Raw genomic sequence first — 17496 nt, forward strand, 5'->3', positions numbered from 1 at the left:
AAACACAACGGGTAAGACACCGTGGCGCTGGGTAGCCCACTTGAGAAGCCCGCCGAGACGGGGGAACCCGGCTGACTGATGGGAGTGGAATCGTGTATCGACATACCCCGGAAACCGGCGTCGATACGGACGAGAGCACCGACGCCGACCAAGCCGGGACCACGGTCCCGGAGCGCCGTGCCTCCGCAGCCGTGGTCGCCTCGAGTTTCGAAGAATTGGCGCCGGCCCTGCCCAACGAGATGGCCGACCTGCGCCGCAAGCTGATCCGCTGGTTGGGCGGGCTCCCGCTCGACCCGGGCAGCACACACGACATCACGCTGGCCACGTACGAAGCGCTGGCGAACGTGGCGGCCCACGCCTACCCGGACGGCCACGGCTGGGCGCGCCTGGAGGCCGAGCGAACCGGAGACACGGTGACGGTGACAGTCACCGACACCGGCTGCGGCATCGCTTCGACCCGTCCCCGGCCGGCGGCCCTGCGCACCTCCGGTGGCCGCGGCCTGCTGCTGATCGACCAGGTGACGGACCAGTCCGACATAGACTCCGGAAGCCACGGGACAACGGTCCGCATGACCTGGCGCCCGGTGAGCCTCCGAGACGCCGGCGCGGTCTGAACCGCGGCAAGAACACGCGGACGGCGGCCACGCGCGACTCACCGAGGTCGACGACCGGCCCTGGATAGCTCCCGGCCAACCTCCGAGACACTCGCGCGGTTGACCGCAGGTAAGAACACGCGGCCGGCGACCACCTGCGGTTCACCGAAGTGGTGGGACTTCCCAGGCACACGCTCCGCGCGCGATGAACGGCAACCCGGTCGGCGGCGCCACAAGCCCCGCTCGGCCTTCACCCGCGGCTAACCTGCCCCCGCAGGCGCCCCATCCCAGCACCACCTCTCCCCCAGTACGCGCAAAGCCCTGCCGGGCCCGGCGTGGCCATTCCCTCAGGCCGCGCCGGCCAGGCGGACCAGGCGGTTGCGCGGGTACGAAACCAGCTCCCGTTCCTCGTCCGTCGTGAAGATCTCGACGGAATCCTCCAGCAACTCCGCCGAATTCACCTGCAGCTGCCACGCGGGCAGCCCCGGCGCCGGCTCGTGCCAGAACCACTGGCCCTTGGTGAGCTGGTGCGCCGGGACCGTCGCGTCGTCCGTGTTCATGCGATGAGGCTAGCCGCCACCACCGACAGTTTCCGCGCGGCCCGGGGGCGGTGATCACCGGTGTGACGACGAGCACTTCCACTGTGGACACGAGTGGAACACGGGCGGTTCCTCCGCGCCTGGCGGAACCGCCCGTGAGCACCGCTAACCCACCGCGCAGGTCACGGTCGGCGCCGTCAGGTTCCCCCCGTGCTGGACGGTGAAGCCGATGACGTTTCCGCTCCCGTTGGGCCGGGCCGTCAGCACGTATCCCGTGCTGTCCCAGGTTCCCGTGTAGTTCCAGCTCCCGATGACCTTCTGGGGCTCGTGGAACGTCACAGTGAGCACCCAGTTGTTCGTCCCCGACACCGTCACCTGGCCGTTGAAGCCGACGTTCCACTGCGCCGTCGTGGCGTAGACCGCGGTGCAGCCACCCGGCTGCGAGGTGGTGGTAGTCGGAGTGGTCGGTGTCGTCGGAGTGGTTGTGGGAGTGGTCGGCGTGGTCGTCGGGCCGCCGTCCGGTGGCGCGCCGTTGTTCAGCGCGTCGAGCACCGCCGTGTACGCCGCCTTCTTCGACCCGTTGCCGTCGAACAGCAGCGGGGTGCCCGATGCCCGCCAGGAGTCCGTGTCGCGGATCCCCCACACCGTCATGCCGGTGCACCGCGCGACCGCGAGGCACGCCTGCGTGACCGTCCGGTAGTTGTTCGCCTGCGCCGTCCCCGAACCTTCGATGTCCAGCTCGGTGATCTGGACGTCCACGCCGAGTCCGGTGAAGTTCTGCAACGTCGTCTGGTAGTTCGACGGCACCGGGCTGTTGCTGTTGAAGTGCGACTGGAAGCCGACGCAGTCGATCGGCACGCCGCGGGACTTGAAGTCCTGCACCATGCGGTACACCGCCTGGGTCTTCGCCTGGTTCCAGTCGTCGGTGTTGTAGTCGTTGTAGCAGAGCTTCGCGTCCGGGTCGGCCGCCCGCGCGGCGCGGAACGCCGCCTCGATCCAGTCGTCGCCGGTGCGCTGGAGGTTCGAGTCGCGCCGGGCGCCGGAACCGCCGTCGGCGAACGCCTCGTTCACCACGTCCCACGCGTAGATCTTGCCGCGGTAGTGGCCCGCGACCTGGGTGATGTGGTTCAGCATCGCCTGCCGCAGCGCCGAACCCTCCATGCTCTGCATCCAGCCGGGCTGCTGCCCGTGCCAGGCCAGCGTGTGCCCGCGCATCCGGGCGCCCTGGCTCGCCGCCTGGTTCACGATCCGGTCCGCGTTGCCGTAGCTGAACTGGTTCTGGTTCGGCTCGGTCGCGTCGATCTTCATCTCGTTCTCGGGCGTGATCATGGTGAACTCGCGGCTGAGGATGCCGGTGTAGACGCTGTCCGAGAGCTTGCCCGCCGAAACCGCCGTGCCGAAGTAACGGCCGGACCGGGCCGCCGCGCTGCCCAAGGTGGTCCCCGCCGGGGGCGCGGACGTCGTGGTCGTCGTGCCCGGCGTCGTGGTGCCCGGGCCGCTGCTGTTCAGGCCGAGGAACGCGATCGCGTACTGCACCATCCCGTTCTGCGGCAACGAGTGCCCGGCACCCTGGACGCTGACGCCCTCGACGGGCGCCTGCGTGCCGGTGCCGCCGTAGCGGGTGCGCGTCCAGCCGGACTGGGGCGAGTCAGTCGACGACGGTGTCTGGCTCACGCCCTGCAGATTCGTCCACTGCTTGATCTCTTCCCCGAAGTTGGGGTAGCGGAGGGTGTCGTCGGCCGTGCCGTGCCACAGCTGCATCCGCGGGAACGGGCCGCTGCGCCCGCCGCTCATCTGCCGGGCCTGGTCACCCCACTGCTGCGGGGTCTTGGTGATCTGGCCGTTGGCGCACTGGCTGTTCCAGCTGGACCCGTCGGTGGTGCCGAAACAGCCCGCGGGGACGCCCATGAACGCCGAGCCGGCGGCGAACACGTCCGGGTACTCCGCGGCGAGCACGTTCGTCATCATCGCGCCCGAGGAGAACCCGGTGACGTACACGCGCGACGGGTCGACGTTGTAGCGCTGCTTGGTCCAGTTGACCATCGAGAGGATGCCTACGGGGTCGCTGCCGCCGCCGCGGGTGAGGGCCTGCGGCGAGGAGACGTCGAAACACTGCCCGCTGCGCGTGGCTTCCGGGAACACGATGACGTAGCCGTACTGGTCGGCCGCGGTGACGTAGTCGTGGGCGTAGCCGTTGAACACCGCCGACGCCGAACCGGTGCAGTAGTGGATCGCGACCAGCAGCGCGGGACGAGCGGCGACGCGGTCCGGGACGTAGGTGTACATGTTGAGGTTGCTGGGGTTGCTGCCGAAGTCGGTCACCCGCGTCAGCGTGGCCGCGGACGCCGGCTGCGCCGCCACGACCAGCACGATCGCCGTGGCGATCGACAGCATGGCGGCGGAGAGGGCGGTGAGGAGCCTTCGCACTCGAGGCCATCCTTTCTCCGAGCGGGAGAGGAACTGCGACGATGGTTCGTCTCCCGCGTCCGGGGGGTCAACGATTATCGCGATGTTTCGAAGGTTTCGACCGCGACCCGAAGGTGGGTGCGCCACGGCCACCCTTCCGCGCTTGAGCCGGGTTAGTCTCGGAGCATGGCCACGGAAAACGCACTCGGAGAGTTCCTCCGGGCCCGCCGCGAGCAGGTGGGCCCGGATGATCTCGGCCTGCCCGCGGGTGGGGCGCGCCGGGTTGCGGGCCTGCGCCGCGAAGAGGTGGCCGTGCTGGCCGGGGTGAGCACCGACTACTACGTGCGCCTGGAGCAGGGCCGGGAGCGGAACCCGTCGGCGCAGGTCCTGGACGCGCTCGCGCGAGGGCTCGCGCTGGACGAGGACGCCACCGCACACCTGCACCGGCTGGCCCGGCCGGCACCCGGTCGCCGCCGCTCACGACGCCCCGAGAAGGTCAGCCCGAACCTCCTGCGCCTGATGGACGGCTGGCCGGACACCCCGGCACTCGTGCTCGGCCGTTGTCTCGAAGTGCTGGCGCACAATGCGCTGGGCGCGGCGTTGTTCGGTGGGCACACCCACAGTGGTGACCTCGTCCGGCTGGTGTTCCTCGACCCGGACGCGCGCGAGTTCTACCCGGACTGGGAGCGCGTCGCGGTCAACACCGTCGGCGGACTGCGGGCGGCCGCCGGGCTGGACCCGGACGACCCGCGGCTGATCGAGACCGTGGGCGAGCTGTCGGTCAAGAGCGCCGACTTCCGCCGCCTGTGGGCCCGGCACGACATCCGGCAGAAGACGCACGAGACCAAGCGGTTCCGGCACCCCCAGGTCGGCGAGCTGACGCTGAGCTACGAGGCGCTGACCGTCAACAGCGCGCCCGGCCAGCAGCTGATCGTCTACCAGGCCGAGCCGGGCAGCCCGTCGGAAGCCGCGCTCGCCCTGCTCGGCAGTCTCGCCGCCGGCTGAGCACCTTCCTTCTCACAATCCACAATGGACGGAGTAATTCGTCATGCCCGAAAACGCTGTCTGGTTCATCACCGGCTGTTCCACCGGCCTCGGCCGCGCACTGGCGACCGCCGTGCTCGACCGCGGGCTGCGGGCGGTCGTCACGGCCCGCGACCCGGAGCAGGTGGCCGATCTGGCCGCCGGACACGGCGGCCGCGCCCTGGTCCTGCCGCTCGACGTCACCGACCACGCGCAGGTCGTCGACGCGGTGAAGCAGGCCGAATCGGCGTTCGGCCGGATCGACGTCCTGGTCAACAACGCCGGCTACGGCTACCTCGCCGCGGTCGAGGAAGGCGAGGACGACGAGATCCGCAAGCTGTTCGACACCAACGTTTTCGGCCTCGCCGACGTCACCCGCGCGGTGCTGCCGGGCATGCGGGCCCGTCGCAGCGGGCACGTCGTCACCGTTTCCTCCCTCGGCGGACTGGCCGCCTTCGGCGCCACCGGCTACTACCACGCGACGAAGTTCGCCGTGGAAGGCCTTTCCGAGTCCCTGGCCGCCGAAGTGGCCCCGCTGGGCATCAAGGTGACCATCGTCGAACCCGCGGCGTTCCGCACCAGCTGGTCCGGGCCGTCGATGCGGCAGTCGGCGATCCACATCGACGACTACGCCGAGACGGCCGGCGCCCGCCGCGCGGCGACCACCGCGACCTACGGCCACCAACCCGGGGACCCGGTGCGAGCCGCCGAAGCGGTCATCGACGCCGTCGGCGCCGAAGAGCCGCCGCTGCGCCTGCTCCTCGGCAAGGCCGCCTACGACATCGCCACCGCGCGGCTCGACACCCTCCGAACCACTTTCGACACCTGGCGCGAGACCACCCTCGGCGCCGACTTCCCGGAAGGAACCCCGTGAAAACCGTCCTCATCACCGGTGCCAGCAGCGGCATCGGGTACGCCACCGCGCTGCGGCTGGCCCGCGAAGGCCACCACGTCGTGCTCGGCGCCCGCCGCGAAGACCGGCTGACGGCGCTGGCGAAGGAGATCCACGACGCCGGCGGCACCGCCGACGTGCACCGCCTCGACGTCACCGACCGCGCGGACGTCGCCGCGTTCGCCGACACGGCAGTCGAACAGCACGGACGGCTCGACGTCTTCGTCGCCAACGCGGGCGTGATGCCACTGTCGCGGTTGGACTCGCTGCTCGTCGGCGAATGGGACCGGATGATCGACGTCAACGTCCGCGGCCTGCTGCACGGGATCGCGGCCGCCCTGCCGCACTTCCGGCGGCAGGGATCAGGGCACTTCGTGACGATCGCCTCCACCGGCGCGCACGAGGTGGTGCCGACGGCCGCGGTGTACTGCGGCACCAAATACGCCGCCCGCGCGATCACCGAAGGCCTGCGCCTGGAAGCCGATCCGGGCATCCGCGTGACGACGATCTCCCCCGGGGTCACCGAATCCGAACTGGCCGACAGCATCACCGAGCCCGGGGCGAAGGCGGCGATGCGGGACTACCGCGCGGTGACCCTCCCGCCGGACGCCATCGCCGGGGCGATCTCGTACGCGATCGGGCAGCCGGACGGCGTCGACGTGAACGAGGTCGTCGTCCGGCCGACCACCCAGCGGTAGCGGCTCAGCGCTCCAGCTCGGCGATGACCCGCGGGATCTCGGCCACGAGCTCCCGGGCCAGCAGCCCGGTGCTCCCGGTGTCGGGGATCAGCCGCTGGCCGGCCACGGCGTGGACGTGCGTGGCCCAGCAGGCCGCCTGGTCGACGGCCGCGCCGCGGGCGAGGAAGCCGCCGGTCAGCCCGGCCAGGACGTCGCCGCTGCCGGACGTCGCCAGGCCGACGTGGCCGCTGCCGTCGCGCCAAGCCCGGCCGTCCGGCGAGGCGACCACGCCGAAGAGCAGCACCACGCCGCGGTAGCGCTCGGCGATCCGCACCGCGGTTTCCAGGTCGTCGACGTCCTTTTCCGCGCAGCCGTCGAGGTAGGCGGCCTCGACGCGGTTCGGGGTGAGGACGAGCCGGCCCGCCAGGGGTTCCGCGAGCGCCGGGTCGCGGCTCAGGGCGCCGAGCGCGAACGCGTCGAGCACCACGCGCGCGTCCGGGGCGACGGCGGGGACCAGCCGCCGCAGCAGGTCTTGGGTCTCGGCGACACCGGTGAGACCCGGGCCGACGACGACGGTGCCGGCCCCGGGCAGCACGTCGGCGAGCCGGTCGACGGCGTCGCCGCCGATCGTGCCGGACGCCGTCTCGGGCAACCCGAACACCGACGACTCGGGGACCGCGACGCCGATGGCCGTCGCGTGCCGTTCGGCGACCGCCAGCTGCAGCGTGCCCGCCCCGGCGCGCAGGGCGGCGGTCCCGGACAGCGCCGGCGCCCCCGGCACGGTCCGGGCCCCGCCGACGACGAGGACGGTGCCGCGCTCTTCGGTGCCGATCCGCCTGTCCCGCAACAGGGCCGGGCTGATCGGCACCGGGTCAGGAGAGCTGCCGCGCGGCATCGTCGTCCGCCGTCGGTGGCGTGCCGGTGGCGTGCAGGTGGCCGACCTCCTGGGCGAGCACCATCGTGAACCCGCCGTCGCGGTCGCGTTCCCAGGCCGTCACCGAGCCGTTCGGCACCTCGGTGGCGTCCGCGGCCCGCAGCAGGTCGGGTTCCGGCAGGCCTTCCAGGAGGTAGCGCAGGGCGAAGACGGTCATCTCGTGCGCGGCCAGCAGCACGCGGCCGCCGGGCCGCTCGGCGCTCAGCTCGGCCAGCAGCGACCGCAGCCGCAGCACGACGTCGGCCCAGGACTCGCCGCCCGGCGGCCGGTAGTAGAACTTGCCCAGCCGCCGCTTGCGCCGCAACTCGTCGGGCCACCGCTCGCGGACGCCGTGCGAGGTGAGCAGGTCGAGCACGCCGAGCTCGCGGTCGCGCAGCCGTTCGTCCGGGACGACCGCCACGCCGTCGGGTGCGGCCAGCCGGGCGGTGTCCCAGGCCCGGCGGTAGGTCGAGGTGACCACGACGTCCAAGCGGTGCCCCGCGAGGAACTCGCCCGCGGCCTTCGCCTGCTCCTCCCCCAGTTCCGTGAGCGGCACGTCGGCGTCACGCTCGGCGATGTCGATCACGTCCACCCCCGCCGACTCCGCTTCTTCCCGTGCCACGTTCCCGGTGCTCTGGCCGTGCCGGAGCACGCCCACCCATTCCAAGTCGACGCTCACGCCGGGCTGGTTACCCCGGCGGACCCGCCGTCGAAACCCGGGATGGTTAGGCGTGCGAAGGGCTTGCGGCTAGGGTCGTTCCATGTCGCGAAGTCTCGACGCCCACGACCGGCTGCAGCAGCTGGAGGCGATCATCGGTGCGCCGGCCGACCACCTGGGTCTGGCCGAGCTGCTCACCGAGACACTGCGGCGCCTGCGCGACGCCTTGGCGGTCGACACCGCGACCGTGCTGCGGTACCAGGCCAACGGCCGCCAGCTCGTGGCCTTCGCGGCGGCGGGCATCGAGGAAGAGGTTCACCAGGGCGTGCGGGTGCCGGTCGGCAGCGGGTTCGCCGGCAAGGTCGCGCTCGAGCGGGCCCCGGTCATCGTCGACCACGTCGACGAAACCACCGTCGTGAACTCCCTGCTCTGGGAACGGGGTCTGCACTCCCTGCTCGGTGTCCCGATGCTGGCCGGGAGCGAGCTCGTCGGCGTGCTGCACGTCGGTTCTGTCACGCCGCGGCAGTTCGTGGACTCCGAAGTGGCCACCATGCAGCTGGTCGCCGACCGCCTCGCGATGGCGATCCAGGTGGAGGCCCTGGAGGAGAACCGCACCGCCACCGTGGCGCTGCAGCGCAGCCTGCTGCCGAGCAGCCTGCCGGAGGTGCCCGGCCTGGCCTTCGGCGCCCGGTACGTGCCCGGCGCTGAAACCGGCCTCGGCGGCGACTGGTACGACCTGTTCTCCCTGCCGGGCGACCGGCTCGGCGTCGTGATGGGCGACGTCTCCGGCCACGGCCTCGAAGCAGCCGTGATCATGGGACGCCTGCGCAGCGCCCTGCGCGCCTACGCCCTCGACTGCGAAAGCCCGGCCGAGGTGCTCGCCAAGCTCGACCGGAAGGCCAACCACTTCGAGCACGGCGCGATGGCCACGGTGGCGTACGGGATCATCGGCCCGGGCCGCGAGTCGCTGACGCTGTCGCTGGCGGGGCACCTGCCCCCGGTGCTGGCCGTGCCCGGCGAAGAAACGGGCCGGCTGGTGGACGTTCCGCCGGACCCGCCGATCGGGCTGACCATCGGACAGCCGGAACGGCGCACCAGCGTGGTCGAGCTGCCGCCCGGCGCGGTGCTCGCCTTCTACACCGACGGGCTGGTCGAACGGCGGGACCGGCCGGTGGACGCCGGCATGCACCAGCTCGAGGCGGCGGTGCGCGCCGGCGAGCCGGAGCGCGTCTGCGCGCGGATCATGAGGGCGATGATCGGCAGCCAGGCGGCCCAGGACGACGTCGCCCTGCTGGCCATCCAGCGCCGGATCGTCCCGACCGGGTCCTGAGCCACGGCCGGGACGACGCGGATCAGGCTCCGGCCAGGGCCGCCTCTCTGGTCGGGAACAGCGAGAGGCTTTCCTCGAGCCCGGTCAGCTGGATCGGGCGCAGGGTCGCCCGGCCGGACGCGACGATCCGGACCGCGGTGCCGGGTGCGGCGTTGCGGTGGATCGTCAGCAAGGCCGTCAGGCCGGGTGAGGCGAGGAACTCGACCCGGCTCAGGTCGACCACGAGCACCGGCGGCTGCTCCGCAAGCGCCGCGTCGGCGGCCTCGACGACAGCCGGCGCCGTGGTCGTGTCCACGTCCCCGGCGACCTCGACGACGACCGCTCCTTCCTGCTCCGTCCGGGCGATCCGGAACTCCCCGAACGGCACAGCGGTGGCCGAGCTTTCGGTGTGGGTGTGCTCGGTCATGTGTTTCTCCTCGCCTTCGGCGGCTCCACCGGAGGCTCCCCGATGGGCGTGCGTGATCACGAAGGCTGTCTGCTCAACCGCTCCCCATCATGCCTGGCCGGGGGACACGCCGCCGTGTCAGTGCCCGTTCCGCTTTTCGGCGCGCCCGCGAGCAGGCAGGATGTGGCCCATGGCCGAAAGAGACGTGACCGGGGCCTCACTCGGCGACGCGGGCTCGGTGGTGCTGGAGGACCGCGACGGTACGGTGGTCCTGCGCGTCGACGGCGCTCTCGACCTCGCGCTGGCGCCGAAGCTCCGGCAGCTGACCGAACGCGCCGCCCGGCTGGAGCCGTCGCTGGTCGTCATCGACCTGACCGGCGTGACCTTCCTGGCTTCGGCCGGGATGGCCGAGCTCGTCCGGGCCCACCGCGGGCCCGCCGCGTCGGTGCCGCTGCGGGTGGTGGCCACCGGCCGGATCACCTTGCGGCCGCTGGAACTGACCCGCCTGACCGACGAGCTCGCGATCTACCCCTCGCTGTCCGAGGCATTGGCCCCCTGATGACGTCCCCGCCGGAGTTCGACGCCGCCCTCGACGCCGTGCGCCGGGCGTTCGTCGACGGCGCCGGTGCGCCGGTCGCCACCGCGGTCCTGCCCCTCGGTCCGGCCGAAACGCGCGCGGTGCTCGGCAGCCACGTCGCGGTGGCCGTGACCGACCCCGCAGTGCTGGCGGATCTGGTGCCGGGCAAGGAAATCACCCGGGCCGTCGCCGTCGCCGCGGACGGCGGAGAGTACGGCGCGATGGTCTATACCACAGCCGAAACCGGGGAGCTGCCGTCCGCCGTAGCCGCCGCCATCGACGCCGTCGCCGCGAACCTGGCCCGCACCGTCCGGCGGCTGCAGGGCGAAGCCGCGGTGCTCGACGCCCTCCACTCCACCGGCCGCGAGCTGACCGCCCAGCTCGACATCGACCGGATCGTGCAGGACGCGACGGACGCGGCCACGAAGGCGACCGGAGCCGGTTTCGGCGCGTTCTTCTACAACCTGGTCGACGAGTTCGGCGAGTCGTACACGCTGTACACGCTTTCGGGGGTGCCGCGCGAGGCGTTCGCCGCGTTCCCGATGCCGCGCAACACCGCCGTCTTCGCCCCGACGTTCGACGGCGACGGCACCGTCCGCAGTCCCGACATCACGAAAGACCCGCGGTTCGGGAAGAACGCGCCGTACCACGGGATGCCGGAGGGCCACCTGCCCGTGTGCAGCTACCTGGCCGTACCCGTGCTCAGCCCGACGACCGGGGAAGTGCTGGGCGGCTTCTTCTTCGGCCACCCGGAACCGGGCCGGTTCACCGCGCGGCACGAGTACCTCGCCGAGGGCATCGCCGGCTACACGGCCATCGCGCTGGACAACGCCCGCCTCTACGAACGCGAGCGCACCCTCGCAACGGAACTGGCCCGCGGCATGCTGCCGGTCGCCCCGCCCACCCCCGGTCTCGACGTGTTCACCCGGTACCTGCCCGCGGCCACCGGGAGCAAGGTGGGTGGCGACTGGTTCGACGTGATCCGGCTGCCCTCGGGCGCCACCGCGTTCGTCATCGGGGACGTCGTCGGCCACGGCGTCACGGCCGCGACGGTGATGGGCCAAGTCCGGACCGCCGTCCGCAGCTACGCCCTGCTGGAGCTGCCCCCGTCGGAGGTCCTGCGCAACGCCTCCGAGCTGACCGGCGGGCTGCTCGGCGAAAGCTTCGTGACCTGCTTCTACGCGGTCCACCGGCCGGCCGACGGCACGCTGACCTACGCCAACGCCGGCCACCTCCCGGCGATCCTGGTCCGCCCGGACGGCTCGCTCGACCAGATCGGCGAGGCACTGGCGCAGCCGCTGGGCATCGGCTCGGCCTTCCCCCAGCGCACGACCGGGTTCCCGCCCGGCGCGGACCTGGTGCTCTACACCGACGGGCTGGTCGAGAGCCGCACCCGCGACCTCACCCTCGGCGTCGAGTGGCTGCTGGCGGGCATCCCGCAGCTGCTCACCGCCGCCGACCTCGAGACGGCGTGGGACAAGCTCGTCGAGGAACTGACCCGCGGCCGGCACGACGACGACATCGCCGTGATCCACGTGCGCCACCGCGGAGAGGACGGCACATGACGGACCCCCTCCCACCGGGCGCACCGGCGCCCGCGGCGACCTTCCACCGGCGCACGCCCGCGGTGGCCGAGCGGCTGCCGGACCTGCGAGAAGCGTTGGCCCGCTGGCTGGACGCGCTCGGCCTGAGCCCCGAACGGCAGGAAGACGTCGTCCTCGCCGGCTACGAGGCGATGGCGAACTCGGCCGAGCACGCCTACCGCGACCGCGAGCCCGGCCCGATCGACGTCCGGGCCGAAGCGCTGCCCGGGCGGCTGACGGTGACGGTCAGCGACTACGGCACCTGGCGGCCGCCGACGGCGACGAACGGGCTGCGCGGCCGCGGCCTGCTGCTCATCGACAGCCTCACCGACCACTGCGCCCAGGTGCACCGCGAGGACGGCACGACGGTGACCATGACCTGGCTGACCGACGGCGCCCCGGCGGACTGACCGGCGGGCCGGGCCCCGGGCGGGTAGAGTCGCCCGGGGCCGCGCGAACCTGGAGTGTGATGAGCGTCGGGAGCGAATCCGGCCACCGTGCCGCGTTCCCCGGGACCAGCCGGATGGCCGCCCGGATGCGGGACTTCGACTGGACGTCGTCCCCGCTGGGCGAACCGCGGGACTGGCCGGCCAGCCTGACGACGGCGGTCCGCATCTGCCTCACCTCGCGCTTCCCGATGATCGTCTGGTGGGGCCCGGAGCTGCGGTTCCTCTACAACGACGCGTACCTGCCGCTGCTGGGCACCAAGCACCCGGCGCTGGACAAGCCGGGCGCCGAGGTCTGGGCCGAGATCTGGCACATCATCGGCCCGATGCTGGACAGCGTGATGACCAGCGGCGAGGCGACCTGGTCGGAGGACCTGCTGCTGCCGATGAACCGGCACGGCTACTGGGAAGAGACCTACTGGACGTACTCCTACAGCCCGGTGCACGACGACGAGGGCACCGTGCGCGCGGTGTTCACCGCGGTCTACGACACCACCGAGCGGGTCATCGGCGAGCGGCGCCTGGCGACGCTGCGCGAGCTCGGCGCCCAGGCCGGGGTCGCCCGCACCGTCGGCGAGGCCTGTGAGCTGGTCGCCGGGGTGCTCGGCCAGGCCGGCGCCGACGTCCCGTACGCCGCCATCCACGTCCGCGACGGCGACGGCGGGCTGGCGCTCGCGGCCGTCACCCCCGGCGGCGAAGGCGCCGGCGACCCGGCTGCCTGGCCGCTGGCGGAGGTGCTCGCCGACGGCGTCGCGCGGACGGTGGCGGACGGGGCTTTCGGCGAGCTGCCGCCGGGCGGCTGGTCCACACCGCCCACCGAGGCGATGGTGCTGCCGCTGCCCGGCGACGCCGGCGACGCGGCCACCGGCGTGATCGTGCTGGCGGCGAGCGCCGGGCGCGCGCTCGACGACTCCTACCGGACGTTCCTCGGGCTGGTCGCGCAGCAGACGACGGCGCTGGTCAACGGCGCGATCGCCTACCAGGTCCAGCAGCAGCGCGCCGAGGAGCTGACCGCGCTCGACGCGGCGAAGACGACGTTCTTCGCCAACATCAGCCACGAGTTCCGGACCCCGCTCACGCTGATCCTCGGCCCCGCGGCCGAGCTGCGGGACGCGCTGGGCGAGGCCGACGAGCGGGTGCGGGAGGAGGTCGACGTCATCCACCGCAACGCGCTGCGGCTGGGCCGGCTGGTGAACACCCTGCTCGACTTCTCCCGCATCGAGGCGGGCCGGATGCAGGCCCGCTTCGAGCCGGTCGACCTCGCCGCGCTCACCGCGGAGCTGGCGAGCGTCTTCCGCGCCGCCGTCGAGCGGGCCGGGCTGGCCTTCGAGGTCGACTGCGGCCCGGTGGGCGAGCCGGTGCACGTCGACCGCGGGATGTGGGAGAAGGTCGTCTTCAACCTGCTGTCGAACGCGGTCAAGTTCACCTTCGACGGCACGATCCGGGTGAGCACCGCCGTCGACGGCGGCCACGCGGTCGTCGCGGTGTCCGACACCGGGATCGGGATCGACGCGGCGGAACTGCCCCGGCTGTTCGAGCGGTTCCACCGGATCCCGTCGGCGCGAGCCCGCTCGAACGAGGGCAGCGGGATCGGCCTGGCGCTGGTGCGCGAGCTCGTCGGCATCCACGGCGGCGGCGTCGCCGTGGAGAGCACGCCGGGCGCCGGGACGACGTTCCGGATCCGGCTGCCGCTGGGCACCCGGCACCTGCCCGCCGACCACGTCGTCAGCGAGTCCTCGGCCGGCGGGATCGCCGCGGAGACCGCGGAACCGTACGTGCAGGAAGCCCTGCGCTGGCTGCCGGACAACAGCCCGGCGCCCGCGCCCGCGGCGGTCCCGGGCGCCCGGGTGCTGGTCGCCGACGACAACGCCGACATGCGGGAGTACCTCGTCCGGCTGCTGCGCGACGACTACGCGGTGACGGCGGTCCGCGACGGCGCCGACGCGTTCGCCGCCGCGTCCGCCGAGCCGCCCGAGCTGATCATCAGCGACGTCATGATGCCGCGGCTGGACGGCCTCGGCCTGCTCGCCAAGCTGCGCGCCGACCCGCGCACCGCCGCCGTGCCCGTGCTGCTGCTGTCCGCGCGGGCCGGGCAGGAAGCCGCCGTCGACGGACTGGCCGCCGGCGCCGACGACTACCTCGTGAAGCCGTTCTCGGCGCGGGAACTGCTCGCGCGCGTCCGCACGACCATCCGGCTGGCCCGGCTGCGGACCCAGCATTCGCGGTGGCGGGCGGCGATGATCGACTCCCTGCAGGAAGGGTTCTTCGTCTGCGACGCCGACGGGCAGGTCGTGGAGATCAACGCCGCGTGCACCGAGCTGCTGGGGTTCGGCCCCGAGGGACTGCCCTACGCGGCGCCGCACCCGTGGTGGCCGGGCCGCGAGACCGACCCCGTCGCCTACCGGCAGGTCGCCGGCGCCTTCGGCCACGCGCGCGACGAACCTTCGGGCAGCTTCGTGCTGCCGCTGCGGCACCGGGACGGGCACCGGGTGTGGGCCGCGGTCGCCTACAACGAGCTGCACGACGACGAAGGACGGCGCCGGCTCGTCGGCACGATCCGCGACGTCACCGCCGAGCGCTACGCCGTGCAGCGCGAAAGCGCGCTCGCCTCGATGAACCAGCGCCTGGCCGCGGTCAGCGGGGTGCCGGAGGTGCTCCGCACCGCACTCGAGCTGCTGCGCGAGCTGTGGCAGGCCGAACGCGTCCTCGCGGTGAGCTGGCCGCACGACGGCGAACCGGGGGTCGCCTCCACCGATCCCGCCGACCGGCGCTGGACCGACCTCGCCGCACCGCTGCGCGCGACCCTCGACCACGTCCGCTCGCTCCCGGCGTTGCACGCGAGCCCGGCCGACGGCGGCGCGGGCACCACCCTCGACCACCCCGGCGGCCGGCTGACGCTGTGGGTCGAGCCCGCACCGGAACGCCCGCTCGGCACCGAGGACCGGACGCTGCTGGCCCTGCTGGCCGGGACGCTGGCCCACGCCCTGCGCCGCGCCCACCGCGACGACCGGCAGCGAGAGGTCGCGCTCGCGCTGCAACGCTCGATCCTCGGCCCGGCCCGGCTGCCCGACGGCTTCGCGGTGCGCTACGAGCCGGCGAACCCGCCGCTGGAAGTGGGCGGCGACTGGTACGACGTCATCGCGCTGGCCGGCGACCGGATCGGCATCGTCGTCGGCGACTGCGTCGGCCGGGGGCTCGCGGCGGCCGCGGTGATGGGCCAGCTCCGCAGCGCCTGCCGCGCGCTGCTGCTGGAGGCCAGCAGCCCGGCGCACACCTTGGCCGCGCTCGACCGCTTCGCCGGACGGCTCCCGGGTGCCTTGTGCACCACCGTCTTCTGCGGAATCCTCGACCCGGCCAGCGGCGCGCTCACCTACAGCAGCGCCGGGCACCCGCCGGCCACCCTCGTGCACCGCGACGGCACGGCGCAGTTCCTCGACGAGGGCGGCAGCGTGCCGCTCGCCGTCCGCGTCGACGGCCCGCGGCCGGAGGCCACGGCGGTGGTGCCGATCGGCGCGCTGCTGATGCTCTACACCGACGGGCTGGTCGAACGCCGCCGCGAGTCGCTGGACGACGGCATCCGGCGGGTCACCGAGGTCGCCCACGGCGCGCGGGACGCCGACCTGCCCGGCCTGGCGGCCACCCTGATGAGCGCGCTCCGGCCGGCGGACGGCTACGAGGACGACGTCGCGCTGCTGCTCTACCGCCGGTCGGTGCCGCCGCTGGCCCTGGATTTCCCGGCCCACCCGGACAGCCTCGCCTCCACCCGCCACTGGCTGCGCGCGTGGCTGGCCAACGCGGCGGTCGAACCGGACCTCGCGCAGGACGTGCTCGTCGCGGCGGGCGAGGCCTGCGCCAACGCCGTCGAGCACGCGTACCTCGCCGGTGCCGGGGCGGCGGCGCACTTGGCGGCCCGGCTCACCGGCGCGCACCTGGTCGTCACGGTGACCGACCACGGGCACTGGAAGCAGCCGCCGCCGGACAACCACGTGCTGCGCGGGCGCGGCGTGCCGATGATGGAAGCGCTGGCCGACGCGGTCACCTTCCGGCACGACGCCACCGGGACCACCGTCACGCTGGAATGGAGGATCGGTTCGTGACGACGGCACTCACGCTGGTCGCCGGCCCGGGCGAAGACGGGGACCGCGTCCTGACCGCCACGGGCGAGATCGACATGAGCAACGCCACGGAGTTCGGCGCCGCCCTGGACCGCGAGCTGGCGGCGCGGACCGCCGTGACCGTGGACCTGACCGGGGTGACCTACCTCGACAGCGCCGGCGTCGCGGTGCTGTTCGACCGGGCCGGAGGGCACGACCTGCGGCTGGTGGCGCCGCGGCTGCTCGACCGGGTGCTGCGGGTGTCCGGGCTCGCCCAGGTGACGAAGGTGCTGATCCGCTGAGCGGTTGGCCGGCCGCTCACCGGGTAAGCGTGCCCCAGCGACGGCCCGTTCGGTGGGTTGCGGCCGGTCGTCGCCAGGTGGCCCCGGCGCCAACCCACGACGTTCAGCAGCGAGCGCCGGGCCGGAGCCACCGCCCGGCCGAGTGTTGCCGAGGACGCGCCGCACGCGAGTAAGGTTTCGATGTTGGCGTTGAAACCACAGCCGTCCGACATCCGCAGCATTCGTCCGGGACGGAGGTGACCGCGTGACCGGTGAGCCGATCCTGCCCGAGCACCTCGACGAGCTGACCGCCGCCATGGCGGACCTCACCGGCGCGCTGGAGACCGAACCCGCCGAGTCCGAGATCCTCGACGCCGTCTGCGCCGAAGCCGTCCGCGCGGTGCCCGGCGCCGATCTGGCCAGCATCACGGCGATCCGGGACGGCGAGCCGTCGACCGCGGCCTCCACCGACGACCGCGCCGTCGAGATCGACCGGGCCCAGTACGCGGCGGACGCGGGCCCGTGCCTGGAAGCGGCGGAGACCGGCAAGATCGTCCGCGTGCCGCTCGCGACGGCCGGGGCGGAGTGGCCCGAGTTCACCGCCCGCGCCCGCGAGCTCGGGATCGGCAGCTACCTGGCCGCGCCGCTGCGCGTCGACGAGCACCTTTCCGGTGCCCTCAACCTCTTCGGCTACGGCGACCACGGGTTCGCCGAGACCGACTCGCAGCTGCTGAGGCTCTACACCACGGTCGTCTCGTTCGGGCTGCGCACCACGCGGCGCTACCACCAGGCCCGCCGCCGGGCGTCCGACCTCGAGGTGGCGATGCGGTCGCGCGCGGTCATCGAGCAGGCCAAGGGCATCCTGATGGCGGTGCACCGGATCAGCGCCGACGACGCCATGAAGCGTCTCGTCACGGAATCGCAGCGCACCAACGTGAAGGTGCGGGACGTCGCGGCGCGGTTCGTCGAAGAGCTGTCCTCGGCGGATTCGCGCTTGTCTTGAACGAGTCGTTCAGGACCTCCGGGGTCCTGAACGACTCGTTCAAGACGCCGGAAGCTCATGCGGGTCGGAGGGCCGGGAAAAGATATGGAAAGGGTC

At 72.9% G+C, this 17496-nt stretch carries 16 protein-coding genes; 11 read left to right on the forward strand and 5 right to left on the reverse strand.

Features of this window, described 5'->3' with window-relative positions; genetic code table 11:
* The first annotated feature begins 92 nt into the window (after nucleotides 1–92).
* Nucleotides 93–614: an ATP-binding protein gene (locus AB0G28_RS24520; RefSeq protein ID WP_361093138.1), complete on the forward strand. Its 522-nt coding sequence runs from the start codon at nucleotides 93–95 to the stop codon at nucleotides 612–614.
* Nucleotides 615–940: 326 nt separating this feature from the next.
* On the opposite strand, the gene AB0G28_RS24525 is transcribed toward AB0G28_RS24520, so the two are convergent.
* Nucleotides 941–1153, reverse strand: coding sequence for a hypothetical protein (locus tag AB0G28_RS24525; RefSeq protein WP_093953761.1), 213 nt, complete (start codon nucleotides 1151–1153; stop codon nucleotides 941–943).
* Between the two features lie 144 nt (nucleotides 1154–1297).
* A complete protein-coding gene (locus tag AB0G28_RS24530) occupies nucleotides 1298–3559 on the reverse strand; it encodes a PHB depolymerase family esterase (protein ID WP_361093141.1) in 2262 nt (753 codons plus the stop codon).
* A 165-nt stretch (nucleotides 3560–3724) separates the two neighbouring features.
* Between AB0G28_RS24530 and AB0G28_RS24535 the strand changes: the two genes are divergently transcribed.
* From AB0G28_RS24535 to AB0G28_RS24545, 3 genes are read left to right on the forward strand one after another with little or no spacing between them, the layout of a single operon-like run.
* The gene (locus tag AB0G28_RS24535; protein WP_361093144.1) at nucleotides 3725–4543 is read left to right on the forward strand and encodes a helix-turn-helix transcriptional regulator; all 819 of its coding nucleotides are present in this window, start codon (nucleotides 3725–3727) and stop codon (nucleotides 4541–4543) included.
* Nucleotides 4544–4586: 43 nt separating this feature from the next.
* A complete protein-coding gene (locus AB0G28_RS24540) occupies nucleotides 4587–5435 on the forward strand; it encodes an oxidoreductase (protein WP_361093147.1) in 849 nt (282 codons plus the stop codon).
* Nucleotides 5432–6151, forward strand: coding sequence for an SDR family oxidoreductase (locus AB0G28_RS24545; protein WP_361093150.1), 720 nt, complete (start codon nucleotides 5432–5434; stop codon nucleotides 6149–6151). The genes AB0G28_RS24540 and AB0G28_RS24545 overlap by 4 nt, the downstream gene beginning before the upstream one ends.
* Nucleotides 6152–6155: 4 nt before the next feature.
* Here the strand turns inward: AB0G28_RS24545 and AB0G28_RS24550 are convergent, their stop codons facing one another.
* The gene (locus AB0G28_RS24550) at nucleotides 6156–6998 is read right to left on the reverse strand and encodes an NAD(P)H-hydrate dehydratase (RefSeq protein ID WP_361093153.1); all 843 of its coding nucleotides are present in this window, start codon (nucleotides 6996–6998) and stop codon (nucleotides 6156–6158) included.
* 4 nt (nucleotides 6999–7002) lie between these two features.
* On the reverse strand, nucleotides 7003–7722 hold the full coding sequence (locus AB0G28_RS24555; RefSeq protein WP_361093156.1) for a histidine phosphatase family protein: 720 nt from the start codon (nucleotides 7720–7722) through the stop codon (nucleotides 7003–7005).
* 82 nt (nucleotides 7723–7804) lie between these two features.
* Between AB0G28_RS24555 and AB0G28_RS24560 the strand changes: the two genes are divergently transcribed.
* Nucleotides 7805–9031 (forward strand): GAF domain-containing SpoIIE family protein phosphatase, encoded by a 1227-nt coding sequence (locus AB0G28_RS24560; protein WP_361093159.1) that lies wholly within the window; start codon nucleotides 7805–7807, stop codon nucleotides 9029–9031.
* 22 nt (nucleotides 9032–9053) lie between these two features.
* Here AB0G28_RS24560 and AB0G28_RS24565 read toward each other — a convergent pair whose 3' ends face one another.
* A complete protein-coding gene (locus tag AB0G28_RS24565) occupies nucleotides 9054–9437 on the reverse strand; it encodes an STAS domain-containing protein (RefSeq protein WP_361093162.1) in 384 nt (127 codons plus the stop codon).
* Nucleotides 9438–9606: 169 nt separating this feature from the next.
* On the opposite strand from AB0G28_RS24565, the gene AB0G28_RS24570 reads away from it, so the two are divergent.
* The 6 genes from AB0G28_RS24570 (at nucleotide 9607) to AB0G28_RS24595 (ending at nucleotide 17400) form a co-directional block, all read left to right on the forward strand.
* Nucleotides 9607–9975 (forward strand): STAS domain-containing protein, encoded by a 369-nt coding sequence (locus AB0G28_RS24570; RefSeq protein WP_361093165.1) that lies wholly within the window; start codon nucleotides 9607–9609, stop codon nucleotides 9973–9975.
* A complete protein-coding gene (locus AB0G28_RS24575; RefSeq protein ID WP_361093168.1) occupies nucleotides 9975–11558 on the forward strand; it encodes a GAF domain-containing SpoIIE family protein phosphatase in 1584 nt (527 codons plus the stop codon). The genes AB0G28_RS24570 and AB0G28_RS24575 overlap by 1 nt, the downstream gene beginning before the upstream one ends.
* Nucleotides 11555–11986 carry an ATP-binding protein gene (locus AB0G28_RS24580; protein ID WP_361093171.1) on the forward strand — a complete coding sequence of 144 codons (432 nt, stop codon included), beginning with the start codon at nucleotides 11555–11557 and terminating at the stop codon, nucleotides 11984–11986. The genes AB0G28_RS24575 and AB0G28_RS24580 overlap by 4 nt, the downstream gene beginning before the upstream one ends.
* Before the next feature lie 59 nt (nucleotides 11987–12045).
* Nucleotides 12046–16119, forward strand: a complete 4074-nt coding sequence (locus AB0G28_RS24585; protein WP_361093174.1) for a SpoIIE family protein phosphatase — start codon at nucleotides 12046–12048, stop codon at nucleotides 16117–16119.
* Complete coding sequence (locus tag AB0G28_RS24590; RefSeq protein WP_361093177.1) at nucleotides 16116–16418, forward strand: STAS domain-containing protein; 303 nt, start codon at nucleotides 16116–16118, stop codon at nucleotides 16416–16418. Before AB0G28_RS24585 ends, AB0G28_RS24590 begins: the two co-directional genes overlap by 4 nt.
* 244 nt (nucleotides 16419–16662) lie before the next feature.
* Nucleotides 16663–17400: a GAF and ANTAR domain-containing protein gene (locus AB0G28_RS24595; protein WP_361093180.1), complete on the forward strand. Its 738-nt coding sequence runs from the start codon at nucleotides 16663–16665 to the stop codon at nucleotides 17398–17400.
* Nucleotides 17401–17496 lie beyond the last annotated feature (96 nt).

Origin of the sequence: Amycolatopsis sp. NPDC021455 (assembly GCF_040640995.1) — a bacterium.
Classification (GTDB): domain Bacteria; phylum Actinomycetota; class Actinomycetes; order Mycobacteriales; family Pseudonocardiaceae; genus Amycolatopsis.